Below are 17,598 nucleotides of genomic sequence, written 5' to 3' on the forward strand. Positions count from 1 at the left end.
ATCCCGGCGCTTCCATGGGCGACACGCTCGCGCTATCGCAAGGTGCGCGAGCGCGCGTCGTACGCCTTCGCGCTCGTCTCGGTCGCTGCCGCCCTCGACGTCGAGGACGGCGAGGTCCGCGACGTCCGGCTGGGTCTCGGTGGGGTGTCCCACAAGCCCCATCGGGCACTGGTCGCCGAGGAGGCGCTCCGCGGGCGCCCCGCCACGGCCGAGTCCTTCGCGGCCGCGATCGACGCCGAGCTCGTGCAGGCCGAGCCCGGTCCCGAGAACGCCTTCAAGATCCCCCAACTGCGCCGCACCGTCGTCGCGGTCCTGGAGCAGCTCACGCAGGGAGACCGCCGATGACCACCGAGACCCGTCCGGCCGACACCGCTCCCACGCCCACCGCCCCCGCGCCCACGTCAGCGCGGCAACCGAGCGTCGGCACCGACCGTCGCCGCGTCGACGCGCCGCTCAAGGTGACCGGGACCGCCCCCTACGCCTACGAGCACGACGTCGACGACCCCTGCTATCTCTGGGCGGTCACGTCCACGATCGCGCGCGGCCGCATCACGGCCATCGACACGAGCGCCGCCCGGCGGGTGCCGGGCGTGCTCCGCGTCCTCACTCATGAGGACGCGCCCAAGCTGCGGGTCAAGAGCGACGCGGGCCTGTGGATCCTCCAGAACGCCGATGTCCACCACCACGGCCAGATCGTCGCGGGCGTCGTCGCCGAGACACCCGAGGCCGCGCGCGAGGCGGCCGAGCTGGTCGAGGTCAGCTATGACGCGTCGCCCGCCAAGGTCGTCTTCGACCCCCACGACCCCGCGGCGAAGACCCCGAAACTGGTGCTCATGAAGCCCGGCTCCGAGACCAGGGGCGACCCCGCCGCGGGCTGGGCGGCGGCCACCCACCGCGTCGACGAGGAATATGCCCACCCCAGCCAGTTCCACGCGCAGATGGAGCCGCACGCGGTCATCGCCGTCTGGCACGCGCCCGCCTCCCGGCTCGACCCGCGGGAGACCCGCCTCACGCTGTTCGACAGCAACCAGGGTCCGCTGTTCCCGCGCGGCCTGCTCGCGCCGCTGCTCGGGCTGTTGCCGCACCAGCTGGAGATCATCTCGCCGTACGTGGGCGGCGGGTTCGGCGGCAAGGCCGTGCCCCATCCCCACATCGTCCTGGCCTCGCTGGCCGCGAAGTCCGTCAGCCCGCGGCCGGTCAAGATGGCGATCACCCGGCAGCAGATGTTCAGCACCGTCGGCCACCGGGGCGAGAGCAGTCAGCACGTGCGGCTCGGCGCCGACGCCGAGGGGCACCTGGTCGCCGTGGAGCACGTGTCGACGCAGGCCACCGCGAAGCTCAAGCCCCGGGTGGACCAGTCGGTCTGGGCGTCGCGCATGATGTACGCGACCCCCAACCGCCGCACCGTCCACCGCACCGTCGAGCTCGACGTGCCGCCCGACACCTGGATGCGTGCTCCCGGCGACTTCACCGGCATGTGGGCGCTCGAGAGCGCGATGGACGAGCTCGCCCACGCCTGCGGCCTGGACCCCATCGAGCTGCGGCTCCGCAACGAGCCGGCGGTCGACCCCGAGAACGACAAGCCGTGGAGCACGCGCAACCTCGTGGCCTGTCTCGAGACCGGCGCCGAGCGCTTCGGCTGGGCGGACCGGCAGGCGCCGGGCCAGCGACGTGAGGGGGAGTGGCAGGTCGGCCTCGGCGTGGCGTCGGCGTGTTTCCCCAACCAGCACATGGTCTCGCTGTTCGCGAAGGTCACGTTCACCGGCGGCCGCTATGTCGTCGCGCTGCAGGCCTCCGACATCGGCACCGGCGCCCACACGGTGTTGCCGCAGATCGCCGCCGACGCCCTCGGCGTCCCGGTCGACCAGGTCGAGACCGACATCGGCCGCACCGGCACGCCGCTGGCGTGGGTCGCCGGCGGCAGCGCCGGCACCTACGAGTGGGGCAACTCCGTCGTCGCCGCGTGTGAGAAGTTCCGGAAGAAGCACGGTACGCAGCCCGCCGAGGGGGCCTCGGCGACGGCCCAGGGCAGCCCTCCCCGCGGGGCGAGCAAATTTTCGCGGCACGCCTTCGGGGCCCACTTCGCCGAAGTGGCGGTGAGCGCGGTGACGGCGGAGGTCCGCGTACGCCGGCTGCTGGGGGTGTATGCGGCTGGGACGATCATCAACCCCCGCACCGCCCGCAGCCAGATGCTCGGCGGCATGACGATGGCGATGTCGGCCGCGCTCCACGAGGAGTCCTATCGCGATCCGCGGTTCGGCCACGTCGTCAATCATGACCTCGCGGGCTATCACGTGGCGGCCCACGCCGACGTGCCCGAGATCGAGGTGGAGTTCCTGGCCGAACACGACCCGATGTTCGGCGCCAAGGGCTCGAAGGGCATCGGCGAGATGGGCATGGTCGGCACGCCGGCGGCCATCGGCAACGCGGTGTTCAACGCGACCGGGGTGCGGCTGCGCGAGATGCCGTTCACGCCGGCGCGACTGCTGGCGGAGGAGCACGACCGGGGCTGACCTCTAGGCTGCCGTCCATGGGCAGCCCCTCCACCGAGCTCTGGATCGAGCGCGTCCTCGTCTGCGCCGACCAGGTTCCGCCCGGGCGCGTGGTCGCGTACGGCCAGGTGGGCGAGATCGTCGGCCGCGGGCCGCGGTGGGTGGGCAACGTGATGGCGCGCCACGGATCCGACGTCGCTTGGTGGCGCATCACCAACGCCTCGGGTGACGTCCCGAAAGGGTTGCGCCAGAAGGCATTCGCGCGGTGGGCCGATGAGGGCATCACGGTGAAGCCGAACGGCCTCGGCTGTCGCATCGCCGACTTCCGTGCCGACCTCGAGCGCCTCGCCGCCGACTACGAGCGGGCGATCGCGCAGGTCCTCGCCGACGCCGGTCTCGCCCTGCCGACCATGTCGCAGCCGGCCCACCGCGCGCTGGCCCAGGCCGGCGTACGCGCCCTCGAGGACGTCACCACGTGGACGCGCGCCGACCTCGCCGCCCTGCACGGCATGGGACCGAAGGCCCTGCGCGAGCTCGACGAGGCGCTCGAGCGGGCGGGGCTCGCGTACCGCTCCTGAACCGTGTGGGTTCAGCCGCGCCGCTGCTCCCGCACCCAGGCGATGCGGCGGCGCCGCAGCTCGTCGTGGGTCGGGTTCGGCAGCGGGTCGATCTCGTGGCCCAGCGCGAGCTCCAGCAGGTGGTCGGCGAGCGCGGGGTTGCGCGGCAGGATCGGGCCGTGGGGATAGGTGCCGATCACGGTGCCCTGCACCGCGCCCTCGGTGCCGGAGTCGTCGTTGCCGATGCCGATCTCGCAGGTCGCGAGCGGCGTGGCGTCGGGACCCAGGTGGGTCCAGCCGCCGTGGTTCTCGAACCCCGTGAGGTACGCGGCGTCCCCGGCCGGTGCGCCCGGGCCCGTCCACCGGTGGAGCACCTCGCCGACCGCGCGCTGCGGGCCGCGGGTGGTCGTGACGTCGAGCAGGCCGAGCCCGTCGCGGAGGTCGTCGGCGTCGCCGACGCCGAACGAGTGGCCCATGATCTGATAGCCCGCGCACACGGCGAAGATCACGGCGCCGCGGTCGGCGGCGCGGTGGAGGCCGCCGTCCTTGGTCAGAGCGCGCACCGCCGACGTCTGGGCGCCGTCCTCGCCGCCGCCCAGCACGAAGATGTCGCCCGAGTCGGGCAGCGCGTCGCCGGGCTCGACCATGGTCAGGCGGGCGTCGATGCCGCGCCACTGGGCGCGCTTGAGCAGCACCTTGGCGTTGCCCTGGTCGCCATAGATGCCGAGCAGCGACTGATAGACAAGCACGATCTCGAGCGCCTTGCTCATGCGAGGCCTCCCATCTTCCGCAGCTTCTGGAACGGGGTGTAGGTCGCGATCACGTCGACCGGGTCGGGGTGGCCGGAGAGAGCGGCGGCGAGGTCGGGTTCGACGCGATGGTCGACGTCGGAATACAGCAGGCGGATCGCGAGGTCGTGGGCGCGCGGTCCCGAAGCGACGACGGTCTTGCCGGCGAGTTGCTCGAAGTCGACGTCCCACAGCCACGACACGTCCTTGCCGTCGGCGGCCACCGAGTCGATGGCCAGGACGACGGTGTCGGTCGCCATGATCGGCAGCGCCTCGGCCCAGCCGGCGGGGTTCTTGGCCAGCAGCAGGCGCGCGGTCGTGTCGCCGAAGCGCGTGGTGGCGAAGCGGCCGGCGGGGGAGGTGACCGTACGCATGCCGCGCAGAGCCGTCTCGGCGTCGACGCCCAGCTCGGCGGCGGCGGCGAGGGCCAACGCGGCGTTGGACACGTTGAACGAGCCCGGCACCTGCAGCGCTGGATCGTGGGCGACGCCGTCGGGGTCGATGATGCGGTCGCCCTGCACGCGCCAGGTCGAGCTGGGCTTGGCGAGGTCGCAGCCGCTGCAGCGCCACGTGCCGCGCGTGCCGGCCTCGGCGTCGGGCTGCTCGCGGACGATGCCGGCGCCACACTCGGGGCACAACGACGAGTCCTGCTGCCAGACCGTGAACGTGTCGACCCAGACGACCTTCGTCGCGCCGCGCGCGGCCCACACGATCAGGGGCTCCTCGGCGTTGGCGACGACGGTCGGGCCGGAGGCTCCGGCGGCGTCGAGCGCCTGCCGCCACGAGCGGCCGAGCGACTTGATCTCGTGGTGGCGGTCGAGCTGGTCGCGGCTGAAGTTCAACAGGACAAGGACTTCCGGGCGGCCCAGCCGGACGAGGTCGGCGACGACGCGCTCGTCGGTCTCGAGCACGGCGAGGTCGGCGCGCGGCTGCTGGCTCAGCGCCGACGCGATGCCGTAGTGGAGGTTCGCCCCATCAGCGTTCGTCACGAGGCGGCTGGCGTCGGGGCCGAGGCCCTCGCGTACGGCCGCGGCGAGCAGGTGGGTCGTCGTGGTCTTGCCGTTGGTGCCGGAGACGGCGGCGATGCGGCGGCCCTGGAGCAGTTTCTCGAGCCCGCGCGGGTCGATGCGCTGCATGACCTGGCCGCGGATCGACGCGCCCGAGCCCCGGCGCGCGAGGCGCGAGGCGGTGGCCGCGGCGGCGCCGGCCGTCGTGGCCGCGGCCAGGCGTACGCGGTCGACCAGCGAGTGACGCACCGGGATCGCGCGCCGGGACAGATCTGCTGAAGGCATGGGGTCCATTGTTCCGCATCGGCGGGAAGGGGCGTGGGAGGCGGCCCGCTGGGCGGTGGGGTATTGACACACGAGACCGCCGGTGTAGCGTTAAACCATGCCTACGAACACTGCAGACCAGCCCTTCTGGTGGGGCGCCTCCACGGCCGCCTTCCAGGTCGAGGGCGCCGTCGATGCCGACGGCCGCGCGCCCTCGATCTGGGACACCTATTGCCAGGTCCCCGGCAACGTGCTGGGGGGTGACGACCCGAGCGTGGGTGCGACCACCACCACCGGTGGGCCGAGGACGTCGAGCTCATAAGCGAGTTGGGGCTGACGGCCTATCGCCTGTCGACCTCGTGGCCGCGGGTGTTCCCGCAGACTTCGCCCGAGGGTCTCGGCGCCGCGAATCCCGCGGGCGTCGCCTTCTATCGCAACCTGCTGGAAGCCGTGCGCAGCAAGGGAATCCAGGCGTTCGTGACGCTCAATCACTGGGACCTCCCGGAGACGCTGCAGCAGGCCGGCGGCTGGGCGTCGCGGCGGACGGCCGAGCTGTTCGCGGAGTACGCGGGGGCGATGGCCGAGCTCCTCGGTGACCTGGAGCCGCGCTGGATCACCATCAACGAGCCGGGCTGCATCGTCTGGTCGGGCCACTGGGAGGGGACCGGGGCCCCGGGCGTGCGCGACGCCGGGAAGGCGGTGGCCGCGGCCCACCACGTGAACCTCGCACACGGTCTCGGCGTGCAGGCGATCAGGGCGGCCCACCCCGGCGCGCACGTCTCGGTCGCCGTGAACCCGCAGCGCATTCGGCCGGCCACCGACGACCCGGCCGACATCGAGGCCGCGCTGGACCTGGCGTCGCTGCACAACGAGATCTTCCTCGACCCCATGCTGGCGGGGACGATGTCGGACCGCGTGCTGCGGCTGACGCAGGCGTACAGCGATTGGGGCTTCGTGCGCGACGGCGACCTCGCCATCGCCAACCAGCCGCTCGACGCGGTGGGGCTGAACTACTACAGCCCGAACGTGGTGCGCCACGGCCGCGCGGCCGGGACCTCGTTGCCGGGCTGCGAGCACGTCGAGTCGGTGCCGATGCCGGGCCCGCGCACCGACATGGGCTGGCCGATCGACCCGAGCGGACTCACCGAGATGCTGGTCGCGTTGGACGAGCAATATCCGGGGCAGCGGTGGATGGTCACCGAGAACGGCATCGCGGTGAGCGCGACCGAGGGGGACGCCGACGAGCGCCTCGTGCACGACGAGCGACGCATCGACTATCTGCGCGACCACATCGCGGCGACGCTCGCGGCGCGCGATGCCGGCGTGGGTGTCGACGGCTATTTCTGCTGGAGCCTGATGGACAACTTCGAGTGGAGCCTGGGCTTCGCGAAGCGTTTCGGGCTGGTCCACGTGGACTATGCGACCGGCGAGCGCACGGTGCGCGATAGCGGCCGGTGGTATGCCGACCACATCCGGGCGGCGCGGGGCTGAGTTCTGCGTACCTCATGTGAAAAGTGCGCACCTGTGCGCATTCCGCGGGCCATCGAACTGATCGGCCGGCGTGTTGCGCGCAGGTGCGCACTTTTCAGTGACCCTCGTCCGCGTGGACGCCGCTCACGTACGCGGGGTCACAGCGTCCACACGCGATACCAGTCCACGTCGAGGTAGCCCTTGTTGTGGGTCTGCCCGCCGTGGAAGTTGTCGAGCTGGGCCGTCGCGTGCATCGGCCCGGGGGCCTGCACCTTGGGGTCCGTGGTGCGGAACCACTCCACGCCGTCGATGTAGCCGGAGATGTGGTCCGGCGCCCACTCGATCGCGTAGTTGTGCCACGACGCGATGTCGACGGCCTGGTGGAACTCGACCTGGCCGCCCGCCGGGGTTCCGTTCGGATAGTGGAGGAACGCGCCCATCGACGACGACCCGTTGTTGGTCTCGGCGAAGTCGTATTCGCCGTCGTCCGGCCACTTCTCCGAGTCGGGCCACAGCAGCAGCACCGGGTGATAGGGCTGCGCGTTGCTGGTCTCCTGCCACATGCGGGCCCGGGCCTCCCAGCGCCCATACTTCTGGCTGAACTTCATCGACAGCCCTCCCGAATCGCCGTTGGGCAGGCCGGTGATGCGCAGGTGGCCGTTCCACGGACCCACCAGCTCGGGCAGCCTGCGGCCGTTGCCGGCGTGGCCCGGTCCGCTGTAGACGGCCCACTTGTTGGGGTCGATCGAGCCCGCGGTGAAGTCGTCGGACCAGACCGGGGTTCCCCAGTCGAGCAGTTCGCCGGCCGTCGCCGCCTGGGCCGACGGCGCGGCCGCCGCCAGTCCTCCGCCGGCGAGCGTGAGCCCGAGGGCGCCCGTGCCGGCCAGGAGGGCACGACGGCTCAGCGCCGTGCCGTCCTCGTTCTCGTGGTCGATCGATGCGTGCTGTTCTTCCTTCATGGGTTTTCCTTTCTCCGGTTGGGGTGGGGGAGATCAGTGGCCCTGCGGATCAACGAGCAGCGGACTCCTCGTCCGTCTCGTCCGGCGCGCGTGACGGCAGCAGGAGGGCCAGCGCCTGACCGGCGGGCAGCGTCAACGTGCCCGCCCCGTCGGTCGCGAGCCTGGTGTCGCTCCACAGGTCGAGGTAGGTCCCGCGCGGGGCGCGCACCGCGAGCGGCGTCCCGGCGGTCGCCTCGGGTCGCACGACGAGGTACGCCCGCCCCTCGTCGGCCTCGACGACCTGCACGTGGGCCGACGGGTCGAGCGGTGCGACCTCGCCGGGGTCGCCGACGATGCGTCGCACGAGTGCCTCGGGGGTGTCCCACCCCAGGGCCGTCGTCACCAGGCTGACGTGGCGGTCGGGGTCGCTGAGCAACAAGGGGCTTCCGGCGACCGCGCACCCGGCGTCGACGGTCCACCCCTCGTCGGTCTCGACGGTGGCGAACGGTCCGGGCACACGACCGACCTCGCCCCCGCCGACGCTGACCGCCCACGCGGCGGCGCCCAGCGAGGGGGAGCGCAGCCAGAGGGCGGTCACGCCCAACTCGGCCACCAGGGCGGGCCCGGCGCCACGCGCGAGCCGCCAGTCGTCGCCGAACCGCAGCGACCGCGCGTCGATGACGACCCGCGCGCCGTGGTCGAGCGCGCGCCCGAGTTGGGCGACGAGGACATCGCTGGGTGCGGCGACCTGCGGCACCACGATCGTCAAGCCCGCAAGGGATTTCCGTCGTGCGAGCGCGGCGGCGGTGACCACGGCGGCGGGTCGTCCCATGCGCTGGGCCGCCAGGGCGACGCGCGCGGCACCGCGCGGGCCGCGATAGGCGTCGGCGCCCCACGCGTCCGACGAGGTCATCGCGGCGACCCAGTCCTGGGTCTGCGCCGCGCGGTCGACCACGGCGACGATCTCGGGCTCCACCGGGCGCCAGCCGGGAAGCGCCTCGTCGAGGCGGCGCAGCGCGTCGGCGGTCCGCCGCGCGAGCGGCAGCGCGGGCCCGGGTGTGACGCCGTCCTCGCCGACCATGGCCCAGTCACCGGCCTCGAAGCCCCGCGTACGCGGGTCCAGGCTCCACGTGATGGTCGCCTCCGCTCCGGCGAACGCCGCCACCGCGTACGCCGACGCGACGTCCTGGGCGGCGATGCCCTGGCTGCCGGGCGCGCCCTGCGTGACCTGGCCGCCCTGCATCTCGGTGAGCTCGGCGCGGCCCTGCGAGTGGAGGGACCGCAGCAGCGAGACCCCGACGCCGATCAGGCCGAGGTGGTCGGTGGCGGGGGCGAAGGTGAGGTGCCAGGGCGCGTGGATGCTGCCGCCCATGACGTCCGGCACCCCCGCGAGTTCGTCGAGGTCGAAGCCGCAGCCCGCCTGGTTGTCCAGCGGGCCGGGCGGGTTCAGGGAGATGGGCGTACGCGGGTCGTGCTCGCGCACGATCGCCGCGATGTGGCGGACCTCCTCGGCCAGGGCAGCCGCCCGCACGTCGGCCTCCGTGCGCCACGCGTCGTAGGGCCAGAAGGGCGAGCTCCCGTCGCCACCGGCGGCGACCCGACTGGGGTGGGGCACCTCGGCGAACGAGGCGAAGCCGGTCAGCCACGCCCGGTTGAGGGCCTCGATCGACCCATAGCGGTCCTCGAGGAGCTCGCGCTGGATGCGGGCCTCGCCCGGCGACCAGTCGCGCGGATCCCTGCCGGGGAAGGGCCTTTGCGGCTCGTTCCAGAGCACCCACTGGGCCAGCGCGGGGTGGTCAGCGAAGTGGTCGACGCAGCGACCCACGAACTCGTCCACGGCGTCGCGCACACCGACGGCGGCGGGGAAGATCGGCGGCGTCGACTGCACCAGGCCCGTCACGCCGAGGTGCCACGGCCGCGATTCGGGCGAGAGTGTGGCGCGGATGCCGATCCCGTGCTCCGCGGCCGCGTCGAACGCGACGTCGTGGAGCTCGAGGCCGAGCCGGCCGCGCTCGGCCTCGAGCCACGGCCACAACAGGAACGTACGCAGCGTCGTCAGCCCGTGCTCGGCGGCGACGGCGACCCGTCGCCGGACGTCGTCGGCCGAGTCATCGGGCTCGATGAAGAGCTGGGCGCCGAGGTGCATGGTCATCGTCCGCTGGGCCAGTCCCACACGCGATACCAGTCCAGTTCGAGATAGCCCTCGTTGAGGATGTCGTCGCCGAAGAAATTGTCGAGCTGCACGGTGCCGTGCATCGGACCGGGGGCCTGCGCATTCGCTTCCGTGCAACGGAACCACTCGACGCCGTCGATGAAGCCGGCGAGATGGGTCGGCGCCCACTCGAACGCGTAGTTGTGCCATTCCGTGATGCCGACCGACGTGCGGTACTCGTAGTGCGCGCCCTCGGCGGAGCCGTCCCCGTAGTGCATGAACGCGCCCATCCCGGCCGAGCCCAGGTCGGTCTCCATGAAGTCGTACTCGGCGTCGTCGGGCCACACGTCGCTGTCGGGCCACGTGATCAGCACGGGTGGTAGGGCTTGTTGCCCGCATCCACCTGCCACATGCGGGCGCGCGCCTCCCAGCGGCCATACATCTGGCCCCGGCGCCAGGCCATGCCGCCCGAGTTGCCGCCGGGCGTACCGGTGATGCGCAGGTGGCCGTCGACGACGGTGATCTGCTCCGGCCTGCGCAGGCCGTTCCCGACGTGGCCGGGCTCGTCATAGCGGCGCCACAGCGTGTCGTCGACGGCGCCGCCGTCGAACAGGTCCTCGTGGGTGGGCGGGCCCCAGCCGTGCACCTGCGCAGCGGTCGCGCTCGGGTCGGTGACCCCCAGGTCGAAGGGGGCGGAGCGGAAGGTGGTCGTGGGCACGGAGCCTCCAGTGCGAGATCGTCGTTGACGTCGCGGTGCGAGTGAGGTTGTTCACCGAACCGTGAGTGTAACGATAAACCTCGCCCATGCGCCGGGGGGCTGTCAAGACCCGGTGCGGAAGTGGCCCCGCGGAGCGGTCGCCTACGCGTCGAGCGGGCGGACGCTCTCGCGGTCGCGGATCGAGGTGGGGACGACCACCTTCGTGCCGCGGGCGTCGGTGTCGCCGCCGATCTGCGCGAAGAGGAGCTCGACGGCCCGCGCCGCCTTGGTGTCGATGTCCTCGGCCACGGTGGCGAGCTTCGGGGTGACATATTTGGCCAACTCCGAGTCGTCCATGCCCATGATCGAGACGTCGTGGGGCACGCGTACGCCCGCGTTGCGCAGGCTCTCCATGATGCCGATCGCGATGAGGTCGGACGTGCACAGCACGGCGGTGAACTCGTCGGCCCGGCGGGCGAGGCGGCGACCCGCCGTGATGCCGCCCTCGAAGCTGTTGGTGCAGCGGATCTCGTTCTTCTTCAGGGGTTTGCGGCCGTTGATGGCGGTCATCGCCCGGAGGTAGCCGGCATGGCGACGGTCGATCACGTCGTAGTCGAACCCGACCTCGCCGGCGATCGCGATGCGGGTGTGGCCGAGCTCGGCCAGGTGGGTGACGGCCTCGTACGCCGCCTGCTCGTCGGCCTGCCGCACGATGGTGCAGCGCTCACCGGTGGAGTAGTTGTCGAGGAAGACCGTCGGCATCTCCAGGGTGGAGCTGAGGTGGGTCGCGTCGCGGGCGCTCATCGGCGTGAAGATGATGCCGTCGGGCTTCCAGGAGCCGACCTCGGTCGCCACATCGGCGAAGCCGTCGACGGTGCGCATCATCAGGAAGGACCCCCGGAGGCGGATGTGCTCCTCGATGTGGCGGATCAGGTCGGCCGACGACGGCGTGCTCATCATGCCCTCGGACTTCTCGCCCGCCAGGGAGACCAGGGCGACAAGGTCGGTCGTGCTGCGGCGCGCGAGCGAACGGGCGCTGCGGTTGGGCACGTAGCCCAGTTCCTTCACGGCCCTGTTCACGCGGTCGATGACCTCTGCGGAGGCCTTGGCGCGCCTGCCGTTGAGCACGTTGGACACCGTCATGGGGCTCACGCCCGCGCGGGCCGCCACATCCACCAGTCGTGCCATGGTGGGCCTCCTCGTTGTCGTCGCGCCGGTGCGACACATGTTGGCGCAAGGGTTGCAAGTGTAGCGATCTCGTGTGCATACTTCGAGAGGTAGGGTTTACCGCTACACCGCGAAACCTACACACAAAACCACTGTGGATGCACCGCGGTGAACGATGCACCACTCTTCAATGAGGAAGTGAGGGTCCTGATGTCAGCCATTTCGGGCAGGAGTGTTCCGCGCCGAGGTTTCCTTGCGGGGGCTGCGGCCATCGCGACGATGGCGGCCACCGGCTGCAGCACGAGCAAGAGCCCCGGAGGGGTGGCCCCGCCGCTGGAGGCGGCGGCACCCGCATCACGATCATGGGCAAGGACACCGAGGTCGGTGCCGACGCGCTCGCGGCCTTCACCAAGGACACCGGCATCTCGGTGCAGTTCGTGAAATACGACGCCACCACGCTGAACGCCATGCTGGCGGCGGGCAACCCGCCCGACCTCGTGCGCGACTCCGGGGCGGCGTCCACCCCCTATCTCGTGCAGAAGAAGCTCGCGGAGAACCTCGACGCCCGCTTCAACGCGAGCTCGATCCTCAACCCGAGCAAGCTCGCGAAGGTCAACGACGTGTGGCGGGTCGAGGGAACCAAGCAGGGAGTCGGCCCCCGCTACGGCGTCGTCAAGGACTATTCGATCGACTCCATGTGGTGGTATCGCAAGGACATCCTCGAGGCCGCCGGCGTCGCCGAGCCCACGGCCGACAAGCCGTGGTCCTACGAGGAGCTGCTGGAGAACGGCAAGAAGATGGTCAAGCGCGACGGTCAGCGCTTCGTCCAGACGGGCCTCTATTCGGTGTCGCCGTCGCTCGACTCGTTCCTGGCCATCATGGCGTCGTTCGGAGGCTCGATCTTCTCCAGCGACATGAAGAAGCTCGACATGACCACGCCCGAGGCGCGCAGGATGGTGCAGTGGTTCCTCGACGTCACCACGGCGAAGGTCGGCTACAACTCGCTCGACCCGAACCCGGACGGTGAGGACTGGGCGTCGTTCGTCGCCAAGCGCTGCCCGAACGTCTTCTACGGCTACTGGGCGACCGGCATGGTGGGCGGCAAGGAGGCCGGGGACACCCGCCGGTCGCCCGCATGGCGCCGACGGCCACGTTCGGCCCCCAGAAGGTCGCCGCGACCTTCGGTGCCACCGGCTATTGGATTCCTGCCAAGACCAAGAAGAAGGACGAGGCCTTCCGTTTCCTCGAGTTCCACTGCGGCGGTGAGGATGCCAAGACCCGCGCCACGAAGGGATGGGGCCTTCCCGCCATCACCGATCTCGACTCCCAGCTCCCGACGGCCCAGCCGTTCCAGAAGCAGGCGCTGGAGGCGACCAAGGCCGAGCTGCCGAACCAGAAGGTGCTGCAGTATTCGCCGTACGCCCAGCTCGCTGCCATCAACTCGATCCTGTCCCGCGAGTTCAAGCCCGTCGCCTCGGGCTCGAAGAAGGCCGACGACTACATCAAGGCCATCACCCCGGCCATCGACGAACTGCTGGGCCGGGGACAGTGAGCGCCGCGCTCGCGCAGGACACTGCGGAGCGGCCGGCCCCCACGCGACGTAAGGGACGGGGCCGGCAGCGACGCAACGAGTCGCTGGCGTTCTACGGATTCATCTCACCCTGGCTCATCGGCCTGGTCCTCCTGACGATCTTCCCGCTGGGCTATGCCTTCGCGATGAGCCTGTCGAGCTGGGACGGTGTCTCGCCGGAGTGGAAGTGGGTGGGGATCCAGAACTACGTGGACGTCATGACGGCACCCGAGTCGTGGAAGGCCATGCTCCGCACCCTGGTGCTGACGGCGTTCCTGGTGCCGTTCGGCATCATCGGCGGGCTGGGGCTGGCCCTGCTCCTCAACACCAAGGTCAAGCTGAGCACCACGTTCCGCACCCTGGTCTATCTGCCGTCCATCCTCCCCGCGGTCGCTGCGACGTTGGTCTGGAAGCTGTTGTTCAACAGGGATTCCGGCGCCATCAACGGCATGCTGTCGGCCGTCGGCCTCCCGATCGTCAACTGGTTCAGCGGCTCCAACGTGTTCATCGTGCTGATCGTGGTGCTGGCCTGGGGCGTGGGTGGCGGCGTGCTGCTCAATCTCGCCGCGCTCCAGGACGTGCCCCAGGAGCTCTATGACGCCGCCAAGATCGACGGCGCCGGCCGACTCAGCTCGTTCTTCGCCGTGACGCTGCCGTCGATCTCGCCGATCATCCTGTTCCAGGTGATCACCGGCGTCATCGGCGCCTTCCAGACGTTCGTGCCGGCCCTGCTGCTGTCGCCGGTCTCCGGGCCGGCCGCCATCAGCGGCGTGCCGGAGGAGAACCGCATCTACATGGTGGAGGTGTACGCGCAGTACTTCGCGTACAGCCGTTATGGCTTCGCCTCGGCGATGCTGTGGCTGATGACGATCGTGATCCTGATCATCACCTTCCTGACGTTCAGGTTCGCCGGCAAGCACGTGTTCTACAACACCGATCCGGGCAAGGGGTGAGTGCGATGACGCAATCGACACAGACGGTCGGCACCGGCTCGCGGACCGGTGACACCGAGGTCGCCGAGCGCCCGGGGGAGCTCGGCGCACCCGTGCGCCCGCCGCAGCGCAGGAGCGCATCCAAGCGGGTCGAGCGTACGGTCTTCATCATCCTGCTGGTCATCAGCATCGTCATGCTGGCGCCCCTGCTCTGGCTCGTCCTCGCGGCGCTGAAGACCCCGGCGGAGCTGTCGGCCTGGCCCATCGCCTGGTTGCCGGGATCGCCGCAGTGGGAGAACTTCAGCGGCGCCTTGACCGAGATCCCGTTCGTCGCGATGACGCTGAACTCGACGGTGCTGTCGCTGCTGCCGGCGACGCTCACGACGATCAGCTCGTCGTTCGTGGCCTTCGGGTTCGCGAGACTGCAGGGATGGGCCCGGACGTTCTGGTTCGGCGTGCTCGTGAGCATGATGATGATGCCGCCGATCGTGACGCTCATCCCGACCTACCTGATGATGTCGAAGGTGGGACTGGTCGGCACCTACTGGCCGTGGGTGCTGTGGGGGGTGTCGGGCTCGGCCTGGAGGATCTTCCTGTTCAGGCAGCAGTTCGCGGCGATCCCGTTGGAGATGCAGGAGGCGGCTCGCCTCGATGGGGCGTCCTACTTCCGCATCTGGTGGGGCATCTTTCTCCCGCTGTCGAAGCCGATCCTCGTGACGAGCTTCCTGCTCGGCTTCGGCGGCACGTGGGGCGACTTCATCACCCAGCAGCTGATGCTCACGTCGGACAACACGACCCTCGCGGTGGGCCTGGCCGACGGCTATCCGAACCCCGGTGGCCGCCCCCAGAACAACCTCACGGCGGCGGGGGCGCTGCTCTACATCATGCCGATCGTGGCGCTGTTCTTCTCGCTGCGACGCTACTACATGCAGACCGACCTGGGCAGTGGCATGAAGGTCTGATCACAGTCCACCCGGAGAACACGAGACCGGCCCCAGCGTTTGCTGGGGCCGGTCTCGTTCATCAGGGTGAGTAACGGGACTTGAACCCGCGGCCCCCTGGACCACAACCAGGTGCTCTGCCAGCTGAGCTATACCCACCATGCGCCCCACGTGGAGCGACCGAACGATTCTAGCCACAAAGGTGCGGGTGTGGGAAATCAGATCGGGGGTGGGGCTCCTCGTCTCGCTGCGCTCGCTCGGAGAACGTTGGTTGGCTGGGTTCCTCGTCTCGCTGCGCTCGCTCGGAGAACGTGGTTGGTGGGCTCCTCGTCTCGCTGCGCTCGCTCGGAGAACGTGGTCGCTACACTGCTCCGCAGGCCTCCATAGCTCAGCGGATAGAGCAGCAGCCTTCTAATCTGTCGGTCCCAGGTTCGAGTCCTGGTGGGGGCGCCACCGATCCAACCCGGCTAGGCTCACACGTCGTGAGCGACAACCTGGTGTGGATCGACTGCGAGATGACCGGCCTCGACCTGGCGGGCGGTGATGCCCTGATCGAGGTCGCGGCGCTCGTCACCGACGCCGAACTGAACGTGCTGGGCGAGGGGGTCGACATCCTCATCAAGCCGGAGCCCGAGGCGCTGGAGAAGATGGGCGACTTCGTCCGCGAGATGCACCGCAAGTCGGGCCTGCTCGCCGCGCTCGACCAGGGCATCGGCCTCCGCGAGGCGGAGGAGCAGGTCCTGGCGTACGTCCGTCAGCACGTGCCCGAGGCGCGCAAGGCCCCGCTGGCCGGGAACACCATCGGCACCGACCGCACGTTCCTGGCGGCATACATGCCGGAGCTCGAGCAGCACGTCCACTACCGCAACGTCGACGTGAGCTCGTTCAAGGAGCTCGCCCGGCGCTGGTTCCCGCGGGTCTACTACAACACCCCGGCGAAGTCGGGGAACCACCGCGCGCTCGCCGACATCCAGGAGTCGATCGAGGAGTTGCGCTACTACCGCGAGGCGATGCTTGTGCCCGCACCCGGTCCCTCGACCGACGCGTGCCGCGAGGTCGCCGCGCGCCACCAGGGCGCACTGACCGGTGCCACGCCCGACGTGACCGCCGGCTGAGCCCGCGTACGCGATCTGGCGACGTGGCGGACAGAACCCGGCCCGCTAGTACGCTGGCCCGCATGCAGCACGCCGCCACGAACACGCCGGACCTGCAGGACTCGTCCCTGCGCCGTGCCCTGTCGCGGTCGAACCTGCCGCTGTCCCCGAAGCCGGGGAGGTCGTGGCCCGAGCGGATGCTGCGCTCGAAGTGGACCTGGCTGACGCTCGCCCTCCTCCTCGTCGAGGCCCTGTGCCTGTGGTTGATGTATCGCCAGGTCGTGCCCGACCAGAAGGTTCCCGGGGGCACGCTGATCGGGCTCGGCACCGAGGCGATCGTGCCCGCGGCGAAATATGCGGTGATCAGCCTGATCCCGCTGACGATCCTGTTCGTCTGGGCCGACCGTTTCCGCCCGATGCGGTTCTGGATCTGGCTCGTCACTCTGGGCTGGGGCGGCTGCATCTCGACCTACCTGTCGATGCTCCTCAACACCGAGGCGGCACGCCATCTCGCCATCCAGGGCAACGGTGACCCCGCGACCGCCGCGCGCGCGGCGGTGTTCGTGGCCCCGTTCGTCGAGGAGTCGACGAAGGCGACCATCCTGTTCTTCCTGGCGATCCTGCTGCGCTATCGCTGGGTGAGCCGGCTGAGCGGCATCGCGCTCGCGGGCCTGTCCGGTGCGGCCTTCGCGTTCACCGAGAACATCCTCTACTACGGGCGCGTCTATCGCGCGGCCGCGCAGACCACGGGCGCGGGCGACCCGGCGGAGATGATGCACGAACTGTTCATCCGCCGCGGCGTCCTGACGTTCTTCGCGCATCCCCTGTTCACGTGCCTGACCGGCATCGGTCTGGCGATCGCAATGCGCGCGCGATCGAAGACCGTGCGCGTCCTCGCCCCGCTCGTCGGCTTCCTCGCGGCGGCCCTCCTGCACATGCTCTTCAACGGCATGGCCTCGTCCGGCATGCCGGAGCAGATGCTCTTGGTGCCGCTCATCCTCGTGGCCTACCCGATGGCCATCGCCCTCGCCGTCCACACCGTGCGCCAGGTCTTCACCGAGAAGCGCCTCATCGCGGCGCGGCTCACCGACTACCACCGCATGGGCTGGCTCAAGGAGTCCGATCCCGAGAACGTCTCGCGCATCTCCACCCGCATCCGTGTCCTGTGGCAGGCGCTGTGGGCAGGGCGGATCATCTCGACCTGGACGATGCAGCGCACGCTGACCGAGTTGGCCTACCTGCGCGACTCGATGGCCCGTGGCCTGGTCGACCAGGCCGGCTGGGTCCACGAGAAGCAGTTGCTGTTCAGGGCCCGCGACCTGCGCGGGCGCGCCATCGTCGAGCCGTGGCCGAAGACGCGCTATCCGTGGCAACGCGATCCGCGGCCGGTGGAGGACTGGGCACCCCCGGCCTATCCCGGACCGGCGGGTCTCGGCGGCACCTACCCGGCCCCGCTAGGATCTGGTGCCCCGGGCCAGCAGGCCCGGACCACCGCAGTCAACCCTGCCTGGGGACCACCCGGCAGCTAG

General features: G+C 70.5%; 15 protein-coding genes, 2 tRNA genes and 2 pseudogenes. 11 read left to right on the top strand and 8 right to left on the bottom strand.

Annotated elements, in window-relative coordinates; translation table 11 throughout:
* Positions 1–42 precede the first annotated feature (42 nt).
* Genes ACYVAG_RS04195 through ACYVAG_RS04205 form a run of 3 tightly spaced genes read left to right on the top strand, consistent with a single transcriptional unit; the run spans position 43 to position 3,070 of the window.
* Positions 43–345, top strand: coding sequence for a hypothetical protein (locus ACYVAG_RS04195; RefSeq protein WP_460768020.1), 303 nt, complete (start codon positions 43–45; stop codon positions 343–345).
* On the top strand, positions 342–2,513 hold the full coding sequence (locus ACYVAG_RS04200; RefSeq protein ID WP_460766997.1) for a xanthine dehydrogenase family protein molybdopterin-binding subunit: 2,172 nt from the start codon (positions 342–344) through the stop codon (positions 2,511–2,513). The genes ACYVAG_RS04195 and ACYVAG_RS04200 overlap by 4 nt, the downstream gene beginning before the upstream one ends.
* 17 nt (positions 2,514–2,530) lie before the next feature.
* The gene (locus ACYVAG_RS04205) at positions 2,531–3,070 is read left to right on the top strand and encodes an MGMT family protein (RefSeq protein ID WP_460767000.1); all 540 of its coding nucleotides are present in this window, start codon (positions 2,531–2,533) and stop codon (positions 3,068–3,070) included.
* A gap of 11 nt (positions 3,071–3,081) precedes the next feature.
* On the opposite strand, the gene ACYVAG_RS04210 is transcribed toward ACYVAG_RS04205, so the two are convergent.
* Both ACYVAG_RS04210 and ACYVAG_RS04215 read right to left on the bottom strand, forming a co-directional pair.
* Positions 3,082–3,819 (bottom strand): type 1 glutamine amidotransferase, encoded by a 738-nt coding sequence (locus tag ACYVAG_RS04210; protein ID WP_460767003.1) that lies wholly within the window; start codon positions 3,817–3,819, stop codon positions 3,082–3,084.
* Positions 3,816–4,973 carry a DUF1727 domain-containing protein gene (locus ACYVAG_RS04215; protein ID WP_460768022.1) on the bottom strand — a complete coding sequence of 386 codons (1,158 nt, stop codon included), beginning with the start codon at positions 4,971–4,973 and terminating at the stop codon, positions 3,816–3,818. The genes ACYVAG_RS04210 and ACYVAG_RS04215 overlap by 4 nt, the downstream gene beginning before the upstream one ends.
* 253 nt (positions 4,974–5,226) lie before the next feature.
* Here ACYVAG_RS04215 and ACYVAG_RS04220 point away from each other — a divergent pair.
* Positions 5,227–6,599, top strand: a pseudogene (locus tag ACYVAG_RS04220) (GH1 family beta-glucosidase).
* A 137-nt stretch (positions 6,600–6,736) separates the two neighbouring features.
* Here the strand turns inward: ACYVAG_RS04220 and ACYVAG_RS04225 are convergent.
* From ACYVAG_RS04225 to ACYVAG_RS04245, 5 genes are all read right to left on the bottom strand, one after another.
* Positions 6,737–7,537, bottom strand: a complete 801-nt coding sequence (locus ACYVAG_RS04225; RefSeq protein ID WP_460767005.1) for a glycoside hydrolase family 16 protein — start codon at positions 7,535–7,537, stop codon at positions 6,737–6,739.
* Positions 7,538–7,586: 49 nt separating this feature from the next.
* Positions 7,587–9,668 carry a beta-galactosidase gene (locus tag ACYVAG_RS04230; protein ID WP_460767008.1) on the bottom strand — a complete coding sequence of 694 codons (2,082 nt, stop codon included), beginning with the start codon at positions 9,666–9,668 and terminating at the stop codon, positions 7,587–7,589.
* On the bottom strand, positions 9,665–10,042 hold the full coding sequence (locus ACYVAG_RS04235; RefSeq protein WP_460767011.1) for a family 16 glycosylhydrolase: 378 nt from the start codon (positions 10,040–10,042) through the stop codon (positions 9,665–9,667). Before ACYVAG_RS04235 ends, ACYVAG_RS04230 begins: the two co-directional genes overlap by 4 nt.
* Positions 10,036–10,386: a hypothetical protein gene (locus tag ACYVAG_RS04240; RefSeq protein ID WP_460767013.1), complete on the bottom strand. Its 351-nt coding sequence runs from the start codon at positions 10,384–10,386 to the stop codon at positions 10,036–10,038. The genes ACYVAG_RS04235 and ACYVAG_RS04240 overlap by 7 nt, the downstream gene beginning before the upstream one ends.
* A gap of 141 nt (positions 10,387–10,527) precedes the next feature.
* Positions 10,528–11,553, bottom strand: coding sequence for a LacI family DNA-binding transcriptional regulator (locus tag ACYVAG_RS04245; protein WP_460767015.1), 1,026 nt, complete (start codon positions 11,551–11,553; stop codon positions 10,528–10,530).
* A 341-nt stretch (positions 11,554–11,894) separates the two neighbouring features.
* Between ACYVAG_RS04245 and ACYVAG_RS04250 the strand changes: the two are divergent.
* From ACYVAG_RS04250 to ACYVAG_RS04265, 4 genes and pseudogenes are all read left to right on the top strand, one after another.
* Positions 11,895–12,557: pseudogene (locus tag ACYVAG_RS04250) on the top strand (ABC transporter substrate-binding protein); the annotation flags it as partial.
* Positions 12,558–12,667: 110 nt separating this feature from the next.
* Positions 12,668–13,084, top strand: coding sequence for a hypothetical protein (locus ACYVAG_RS04255; protein ID WP_460768049.1), 417 nt, complete (start codon positions 12,668–12,670; stop codon positions 13,082–13,084).
* Positions 13,081–14,055, top strand: a complete 975-nt coding sequence (locus ACYVAG_RS04260) for a carbohydrate ABC transporter permease (protein ID WP_460767018.1) — start codon at positions 13,081–13,083, stop codon at positions 14,053–14,055. Before ACYVAG_RS04255 ends, ACYVAG_RS04260 begins: the two co-directional genes overlap by 4 nt.
* A 5-nt stretch (positions 14,056–14,060) precedes the next feature.
* Positions 14,061–14,996 carry a carbohydrate ABC transporter permease gene (locus ACYVAG_RS04265; RefSeq protein ID WP_460767020.1) on the top strand — a complete coding sequence of 312 codons (936 nt, stop codon included), beginning with the start codon at positions 14,061–14,063 and terminating at the stop codon, positions 14,994–14,996.
* Positions 14,997–15,061: 65 nt separating this feature from the next.
* Here the strand turns inward: ACYVAG_RS04265 and ACYVAG_RS04270 are convergent.
* Positions 15,062–15,134 (bottom strand) — tRNA-His (locus tag ACYVAG_RS04270).
* Positions 15,135–15,352: 218 nt separating this feature from the next.
* Here ACYVAG_RS04270 and ACYVAG_RS04275 point away from each other — a divergent pair.
* The 3 genes from ACYVAG_RS04275 (at position 15,353) to ACYVAG_RS04285 (ending at position 17,598) form a co-directional block, all read left to right on the top strand.
* Positions 15,353–15,428, top strand: a tRNA-Arg gene (locus ACYVAG_RS04275).
* Positions 15,429–15,457: 29 nt separating this feature from the next.
* Positions 15,458–16,090 (top strand): oligoribonuclease, encoded by a 633-nt coding sequence (gene orn, locus ACYVAG_RS04280; protein WP_460767023.1) that lies wholly within the window; start codon positions 15,458–15,460, stop codon positions 16,088–16,090.
* Positions 16,091–16,152: 62 nt separating this feature from the next.
* On the top strand, positions 16,153–17,598 hold the full coding sequence (locus ACYVAG_RS04285; protein WP_460767026.1) for a PrsW family intramembrane metalloprotease: 1,446 nt from the start codon (positions 16,153–16,155) through the stop codon (positions 17,596–17,598).

This window comes from Mariniluteicoccus flavus, from assembly GCF_054776655.1.